7 protein-coding genes and 1 pseudogene are annotated in these 8,602 nt (G+C 47.3%); 3 read left to right on the top strand and 5 right to left on the bottom strand.

The window, feature by feature from the left end; genetic code table 11:
* Both AC4E7D_RS08070 and recR read right to left on the bottom strand, forming a co-directional pair.
* Positions 1–436, bottom strand: a 436-nt coding sequence (locus AC4E7D_RS08070) for a biotin/lipoyl-containing protein (protein ID WP_490173296.1), incomplete at its 3' end; no start/stop codon positions are given.
* 88 nt (positions 437–524) lie between these two features.
* Complete coding sequence (gene recR / locus AC4E7D_RS08065; protein WP_490173295.1) at positions 525–1,145, bottom strand: recombination mediator RecR; 621 nt, start codon at positions 1,143–1,145, stop codon at positions 525–527.
* Positions 1,146–1,203: 58 nt separating this feature from the next.
* Between recR and AC4E7D_RS08060 the strand changes: the two genes are divergently transcribed.
* Positions 1,204–2,673, top strand: coding sequence for a sodium:solute symporter (locus AC4E7D_RS08060; RefSeq protein WP_490173294.1), 1,470 nt, complete (start codon positions 1,204–1,206; stop codon positions 2,671–2,673).
* Here the strand turns inward: AC4E7D_RS08060 and AC4E7D_RS08055 are convergent.
* Positions 2,670–3,029, bottom strand: a complete 360-nt coding sequence (locus AC4E7D_RS08055; RefSeq protein WP_490173293.1) for a CoA-binding protein — start codon at positions 3,027–3,029, stop codon at positions 2,670–2,672. The two genes, AC4E7D_RS08060 and AC4E7D_RS08055, sit on opposite strands and share 4 nt — an antisense overlap.
* Before the next feature lie 321 nt (positions 3,030–3,350).
* Here AC4E7D_RS08055 and AC4E7D_RS08050 point away from each other — a divergent pair, with 321 nt between their 5' ends.
* A complete protein-coding gene (locus AC4E7D_RS08050) occupies positions 3,351–5,801 on the top strand; it encodes a TonB-dependent receptor (protein WP_490173292.1) in 2,451 nt (816 codons plus the stop codon).
* Positions 5,802–5,899: 98 nt separating this feature from the next.
* Here the strand turns inward: AC4E7D_RS08050 and AC4E7D_RS08045 are convergent, their stop codons facing one another.
* Positions 5,900–6,445, bottom strand: a complete 546-nt coding sequence (locus AC4E7D_RS08045) for a pyridoxamine 5'-phosphate oxidase family protein (RefSeq protein WP_490173291.1) — start codon at positions 6,443–6,445, stop codon at positions 5,900–5,902.
* Positions 6,446–6,455: 10 nt separating this feature from the next.
* Entirely contained in the window at positions 6,456–7,466 is a 1,011-nt protein-coding gene (locus tag AC4E7D_RS08040; RefSeq protein WP_490173290.1) for a 3-oxoacyl-ACP synthase III family protein, read from the bottom strand.
* 225 nt (positions 7,467–7,691) lie between these two features.
* Between AC4E7D_RS08040 and AC4E7D_RS08035 the strand changes: the two are divergent.
* Positions 7,692–8,602, top strand: a pseudogene (locus tag AC4E7D_RS08035) (S9 family peptidase); the annotation flags it as partial.

Genomic DNA, 8,602 nt, shown 5'->3' with positions numbered 1-8,602 from the left:
TGATGCCTTCTTTTTTGGCAATATTCTTAACCAGCGGAGAATAGAACCTTTCGGATTGGGTGGTATCCAGGGTGGGTGGGGTAACGCTCTCCTTGATGACCTCTACTTCCTTTTCCAGGGATGCCACGGACTCCGGAACGGCCTCCGGAGCAGTACGCACCTCATCAACTTTTGTATCAGTTGCGCCGGCTTCTCCATTTAATTCAATAACCGCCACGGTATCGCCCACTTTGATGACGTCGTCAACCTCAAACCGCTTTTCAACCAATACCCCTTCGACCTCACTGGGTACTTCGGAGTCTACCTTATCCGTTGCGATCTCAAATACCGCCTCATCCAGCTCAATAGTATCTCCTACTTCTTTCAACCAGGAAGTTAGTGTTGCTTCTGCTACACTCTCTCCCATTTGCGGTAGTTTCAATTCGAATTTTGACATATTGATATTATTTGGGCCTATATCGTATCAGGTTTTGCAAAATTAATAAAAAAACGTAATTTTTCTTACATTTATTACATACAGCCTGCTAGGACATCTTTAGCGATCCTTCAAAGGGAATCCTGTTGATAATGCTCCTTCCCAGGGTAACTTCATCGGCGTACTCCAACTCGTCTCCCACGGGTATCCCCCGTGCAATCGTCGATGTTTTCACCTGTATGCCCTGAAGTTGTTTGTAGATATAAAAGTTGGTGGTATCTCCTTCCATGGTAGCGCTTAGTGCAAAGATAAGCTCCGCTACTGCTCCCTCTCTGATCTTGGCCACCAGCTGGGATATGGTGAGGTCTTGCGGACCCACACCTTCTATTGGGGAAATTTTCCCTCCCAGAACATGGTAATGCCCGGTGAACTGCCCGGTATTTTCTATCGCCATCACATCGCGGATATCTTCCACCACACAAACCAGGGATGCATCCCGTTTGGGATTGGAACAGATCTCACACAGCTCCTGGTCTGAAATATTATGGCAGTTCTTGCAAAACCGTATCTCCTGTCGAAGGGCAGAAAGGGCTTCGCTCAACTGGGTCGTCTGGGCCTCAGGCTGCTTGAGCAAATACAGTACCAGCCGGAGTGCCGTTCGCTTCCCGATCCCCGGTAACTGGGCCATTTCATAGACTGCATTTTCCAGCAATTTTGAAGAAAATTCCATAATGGCAAAAGTACGTAATGTTTTAAGTTTTTGTACTTTGCGCTTGAAATTTCTTTCTATGACGGCATCGCATATCCTGCTGTTAATTGGCGGTTATTTTCTGGTCTTGCTACTCATCTCCTACTTCACCGGAAAGAACGATTCCAATGCAGATTTCTTTAAGGCCGGAAAACAATCTCCCTGGTACCTGGTCGCCTTCGGAATGATCGGGGCCTCCCTTTCCGGGGTCACCTTTATTTCTGTCCCGGGATGGGTGGAAAGCTCTGAATTCAGCTATATGCAGGTGGTCTACGGCTACCTTGCCGGCTACCTCGTCATTGCCTTTGTCCTCATGCCCCTGTACTACCGGTTAAACGTTACCTCCATCTACGAATACCTGCTGGGCAGGTTTGGGCAGGTGAGTTACAAAATAGGGGCCCTGTCTTTTTTTGTATCCCGTGTGCTCGGGGCTTCCTTCCGGCTCTTCCTGGTAGCCATTGTGCTGCAGCAGTTTGTTTTTGATGCCTGGAACGTCCCCTTTGAGATAACCGTGGTCCTGTCTATCCTCCTCATCTGGATCTATACCTTTCGGGGTGGGATCAAAACCATTGTCTGGACGGATACCCTGCAAACCTTATTTATGCTCATCTCTGTGGGCTTGTCAATTTACTTTATCAACCAGCGGCTCGACTGGTCCTTCACTGAATTCCTGCAATCTAAAGAACTTCAGGCCTACAACCAGATCTTGTTTACGGATGATTTCTTCACCAAGAACCATTTCCTGAAATCGTTTCTGGGCGGTATGTTTATCACCATTTGCATGACGGGCCTGGACCAGGACATGATGCAAAAGAACCTTACCTGCCGCAACCTAAAGGAAGCTCAGACCAATATGGTGAGTTTCAGCGTAGTACTGATCGCTGTGAATTTTGTTTTCCTCCTGCTCGGGGCCTTACTGTTCATATATGCTGCTAAATTCAATATTGCGACCCCCCTGATGGACGGCGCCCCGAAATCAGACCTGCTTTTCCCTGAGATCGCATTGAACAGTGGCCTGGGAATTACGGTAGGAGTCACTTTTGTATTGGGGCTTATCGCTGCTGCCTATAGTAGTGCGGACAGTGCTTTAACCTCGCTCACCACCTCCTTTTGTATCGATTTTCTGAATATTGGCAAAAAGCAGCAGGCCGAACAGAAACGCATTCGGAAGCGCACGCATGTTTGGATGAGTGCCCTTTTGATCGTAGTGGTCATCATCTTCAAATATGTGCTTGACAGGAACGTAATTGACGGGCTGCTAACGGTGGCGACTTATACCTACGGGCCTCTGCTGGGACTTTTTTCATTTGGCATATTCACCCGATACCGGGTTAAGGACAAATACGTCTGGCTTGTCGCACTGATCTCCGTGCTTAGTATTGTAGGCCTGGCCAACCTGCCTGCTGACGTGCTGGGCGGTTACGAGGTGGGTTATGAACTCCTGCCGATAAACGGACTCATTACCTTCTTGGGTCTCTACCTGATCCGGTTGCCCCAGAATACCAACTAATACTGCCCTGTTGTGAGCAGGACCAGCGTGCAGGAAGCTTCAGCAGAGATGTCATGTCCTTTCAACAGTTCCATAAATTCAGGATTTTCCGTTCCGGGATTGAAGATCACCCGCCTGGGGGTAAGAGAAATTATGGCGTCGTAATAACTCTTCTGAGTTTCCGGCCTGAGGTATAGCGTTACCGTATCCACATCTTCCATCCCCTCCAGGGATTTCTTTACAGACACGCCGGCTACTTCCCCTTCACGGATGCCAAATGCCAGGGTCTCATAACCATTGGCGACGAGCTGCTGAATAGCGTAATAGCTGTATCGGTTGGGCTTTAATGACGCCCCAAAAACCAAAGTTTTCTTCATTTCCAGGAGTTGCTGTTAAAGATTGTTAATTACTGTAACGATTGTAAAACTTGTCCGTCTATTGATCATATACAAAAGTACTTATTGTCATTGATAGGGCTGTAATTTTATAGTTAATGGTTAGTGTTTAGTATAGCATATCAATGAGTGAAACCCCGGCTTCCTGGCCGGGGTTTTAACTTTCCAGACTTCCCAATGCACAAGGGGATGTATGGCATCTTTCTACTTCTACAACAATCAAAATTTGTGTGACCTTGTAACATATATCCGGAAACATCGTCAATTAAATACCATCAATCATCATCAAAAAAACGAACAACCATGAAAAAATTTCTGGGGCTGTTGGCCCTGCTAGCCAATTTATCCCTGGCTGCCAAAACAGATAGTTTAGCTACAGACGTCCGTATTGGCAGCGTAAGCGGGAAAGTGATCGATAAGAGCCTTAATGAACCGGTAGCCTATGCTGCTATCGTGATTAAATCCAGTAGTGATGAAGCCACCATTACTGGCGGAATTACCACAGACGATGGGAATTTCGAAATCAAAAGGCTGCCAGAAGGGACATTTACCCTCGAGGTGCAGTTCATCGGGTATAAAACCCATAAGGCCACCATCAATATTTCAAAGGAAAACCGGAAAGTATCCCTGGGGACTATTGTCCTGGAAGAGGAAGCCGAGGAACTAACAGGAGTGGAAGTAGTGGCAGAAAGGACCACTATTGAGCAAAGGATAGACCGCAAGGTCATCAATGTGGGGAAAGACCTTACCACAACAGGGGCCACGGCTTCGGATATCATGAACAATATTCCTTCGGTTAACCTTGACCAGCAAACCGGTCAGCTCACACTAAGGGGAAATTCCAACGTACGGGTCATGGTAGACGGAAAACTTTCCAATGTACCGGTAGCCCAGTTGTTGCGACAGATCCCTTCTACCTCCATCAAATCAATTGAACTTATCACCAATCCTTCCGCCAAGTACAATCCGGAAGGCATGAGCGGGATCATCAATATCGTCCTGCACAAAAATGCCAACATTGGGTTCAATGGAAATATAAATACCGGGCTTACAGTGGGGATAGAAGCTAAATTCAACAGCTCCATCGATCTGAACTACCGCAACGGGAAGTTTAATTTCTATGGGAATTACGGAAACAATATCGGGAAATATGTGAACGATGGTAATATTTTCAGAGTGGATGAAAACTCGGAACAGCTGTTTGATATTCTCGATAATAACAAGTCGCATTTATTTAAGGCTGGAGTAGATTTTTACCTGAACGACAAGAACACCATCTCCTTCTTTACCAATCAGAACCTCTATGACGGCAGAACCAATGCTATCACCGATGTTCTTTATTACACTGAGCCGGGCAGGGACAATGGACAGCTTTTTATAAGTGACAGGGAAAACCTCAGCCAGCAATACAATTTTGACTACAAGCTTGATTTTAAGAAGGAAGGGCATAACATCGAACTGGAAATCGACCATAACCGCTTCGACAGCGAGGAGGACGCTGATTTCAGGTCAACCGGAGCCGCCGTTTTCCCAGATTATATGGATTTTGTAGATACACGAAGGACACAGACTTTCGTTAACCTGGACTACGTAAACCCCATCGATTCCATATCCAAGATTGAGGCCGGACTGGAATCCCGTAATTTCAAAACCGAAGTGGGATACAATTCCACAGGCCTGTCATTCAATAGCAGTGGGAACCTGGTCCCTACCCCAAGCACGGATTTTGACTACGGCATGGATATTTACTCGGCCTACCTGACCTTCGGGCAAAACAGGGAAAAATGGTCCTACCAGCTCGGGGTTCGTGTAGAGGACGTTACTGTCCAGGCAGACACTAATACCGTAAGGGCATTTACCGATGAGTATACCCAGATCTATCCTTCTGCCTTCCTCACTTACACGCCAAGCGAGAAAAACCAGTTTCAAATAAGTGTAAGCAGACGAGTAGACAGGCCGGGTTTGGGCCAGGTAAACCCCATCAGGGAATGGGCCACCCCACTCATATCCTCCTTTGGCAACCCGAGCCTTGTTCCTCAGTTTACCAACTCCTATGAGACGAATTATACGCGCAGGTTCAAAAACGGAAGCCTCACTGCCGGGGTATTTTACCGAACCATCAAGGATGAGATCAACCGGGCAGTGTATGTGGACCGGCTTGATTTGAACAAGCTTATCCTCACCTTTGACAACTTTGACAATACCAGTGCCTACGGGGTTGAAATTTCAACGAACTACCGGCCAACGAAATGGTGGAGCATAAACGGAAGTTTCGATATGTTCTCCCAAACCCAGCGGGGGCTCACGGAAAGCCTGTTGACCGATAATTCCTCCGCTACTGAGGAGGATATCGTAACCCAACGCCTGGAGGTAGACAATACGGCCTGGAACCTCAGGCTGAACAACAGTTTTACAGCCACCAAGCAACTGACCTTTCAGCTGTTCGGTTTTTACCGGGGATCCAACAGAACCATCCAGTTTGAGGTAGAGCCCATGTATTTCATCAACCTGGGTGCCCGCTACAGTTTTGCCCAGGGAAAAGGCACCCTGTCTCTTAATTTCAACGATGTATTCAATACCATGCGGTTTGCATTCGACGGGGACCAGCCCTTCCTGCAAACCGGAGAGTTCAACTGGGAAAGCCAGAATGTTTTTGCAGGGCTGTCCTATCGGTTTGGTAGTGGAAAAAACAGGGCCGTGAAAAGGAAAAGAAGGGATGACAATACCAAACAAGGCAGTGGAGGTATTCTATAATATGGATTGACGGAAGGCTGAGGGTGGGTTGGTTGACTTCTGCCCTTCCATTCAATTCAGAAACCCTGACATCTAAAGATCGTCAGGGTTTCTTTTTTTTAATCCTCAAAAATGCCGGTATCAAGACCATCCAGGCTTATCTGGTTTTTCTGTTCCAGGTATTCCTGTAAACCTTTATCGCCTTTGTCTCGTGCCCAATCCAGCAGTTGGGTCCTGTCTTCCTTGTATTGCATGAGGGGCACCCCCATTCCACATGAAGATTGCACGAGTGCGATCTGCATTTCAATGATCTGCCGGCTTCCCGGAAGCTCCGGAAATAAGGCGAGATATTCCTGGTATTCAGCGTCCCGGGGATGGTATGCCCTGGCGTTACCGTATAACCTCAGGATAAGTGGTTTTCCCTCAAATGCGCAAAACATGATGGTCATCCTGGGGGCATGGAGTAAGTGCGTGGCTGTCTCATTGCCGCTGCCGGTTAGGTTTACCCATACCACCTTCTCTGCATTAATAACACGGAAAGCATCCATCCCTTTTGGGGACAGGTTGATACGACCTTCGCTCATGGCCGTGGCGACAAAGAAGAGTTTTTGCTTACCAATAAACTTTATAAGTGCAGGAGATAGTTGTTGCTGCCGCTTTCCCATGAAATTTTGCTTACGCCCAGCGGATAATGGTACTGCCCCAGGTAAACCCGCTACCAAAAGCAGCCAGCACAACGAGGTCGCCTTCCTTTACTTTACCTTTTTCCCATGCCTCCGTCAAGGCAATAGGAATCGAAGCTGCGGTAGTATTACCATAATACATGATGTTGTTGTACACCTGGTCATCAGACAGCCTGAACTTCTTTTGAATGAACTGGGAAATCCTGAGATTGGCCTGGTGCGGTATCAGCAGGTCGATATCCTTGGGCTCTAACTTATTGGTTTTTAAACCTTCCATGATTACCTCACTAAAACGCACTACTGCGTTTTTAAATACAAACTGTCCGTTCATATAGGGATAATAGGAAGTTTCCTCCGGATCATTGTCCGCCAGGATATCCAGAATCCAGCGCTTCCCCATTCCCGGCGCAATCAGGGAAAGTTCTTCCGCATGTTCCCCCTCAGAATGCAGGTGTGTGGACAGGATCCCTTTGTTCGGATCCTCTTCCCGGGTGAGTACCACGGCTCCAGCGCCATCGCCAAAAATCACGGAAACCCCCCGTCCACGGGTAGTAAAATCAAGTCCTATGGAGTGGACTTCCGATCCGATCACCAATACATTTTTGTACATCCCGCTCTTGATATACTGGTCGGCCAGGGAAATCCCGTATACAAAACCAGAACATTGATTACGGATATCGATGGCCCCCACGGTTTTAATGCCCAGGTCTCTTTGTATCAGGACACCAGGCCCCGGGAAGTAATAATCGGGGCTCAGGGTAGCAAACACGATAAAATCGATCTCATCCTTATCAATCCCGGCGCGTTCTATGGCTATCTTAGCCGCCTTTAACCCCAGGCTGGCGGTGGTGTCTTCTCCCCTGATGATATGCCGCCTTTCCTTGATCCCGGTCCTTTCCTGGATCCACTCATCACTGGTATCCATTATTTTGGAAAGGTCGTGATTGGTCACCACATTGTCCGGGACATAATAGCCCATCCCAATTATTTTCGAGTTGTACATGTTGTGTTTTGTTAGTTAGTCAAAGCCTCTCCTTGCCTGCAAGGCAAAGAAGTAAAATTAAAAATACCATTAAATGGAAAAATAGCCTAGCAAATTGGTTAAAGTTTGCCTTTGACGATGTGTTCCCGTGCTAAGCGATTCAAAAATTATTACCTTGTGATAATCCCTCCCCCAAGGGCTGGGAAACTGTGAAAATTATTGCTGAAAACCTCTAATCATACAAAAATGAGAAATCTGCTTACCTCCCTTGTTTTATTTGCTTTCCTGGCAACCTATGCTCAGGAAAAACTCAACTATCAACAACCTCCCTCTGAAATCCTCGATCTTGTAGACGTACCCCTGGCCCCATCCGTTTGGATCACAGAAAATACGGGCTACATGATACTTCGGTATCGGGACAGCTACAAGACCATTGAAGAACTTTCCGAGCAGGAACTTCGGCTAGCAGGCCTGCGGATCAATCCGAATACCAATATTGGCAGCCGAACAACCTATTACAACAATATCAAGGTGAAAAAAACCGGGGAGAAAGAAGCCAAACAGGTTACAGGCCTGCCAGATCATCCCAGGCTTTCCAATTTCAGCTGGTCCCCGGACGAGACCAAAATTGCCCTTACCCATACCACTCCAGAAGGGGTAGAACTGTGGCTCCTGGATATTGCAGCTGCTGAAGCCAAACGGCTCACTGGTCCGGGGCTTAACGCAAATCTCCGGGATGTGATCAATTGGTTTAAAGACGGCAATTCCGTACTGGTAAAGATGTTGCCGGAAGATCAGAAAGAATTAGTGAATACCGCCGCCATGGTTCCCTCCGGGCCTACCATATCGAGCAATGAGGGCAAGAAAGCCCAAAACCGCACCTATCAGGACCTGTTGAAAAACCCCACGGATGAATTTAATTTTGAACAACTGGCGAGGTCTACCCTGGTCCGCGTTTCCCTCACAGGGGAAACCACTCCCTGGAAAGAAACGGCCATGTACCGGAGTATCAGCTTTTCTCCGGATGGGGAATACGTTATGGTGGTTACCCTGGACCGTCCCTTCTCCTATCTGGTGCCCTACTATCGTTTCCCTTCTAAAACCACGATTTATACAAAAGAAGGTAAATTGGTCAAAACCCTGCTTGAAGTACCCCT

This window comes from Lentiprolixibacter sp., assembly GCF_982873095.1.
This window is presented reverse-complemented; position numbering and strand designations above follow the sequence as displayed.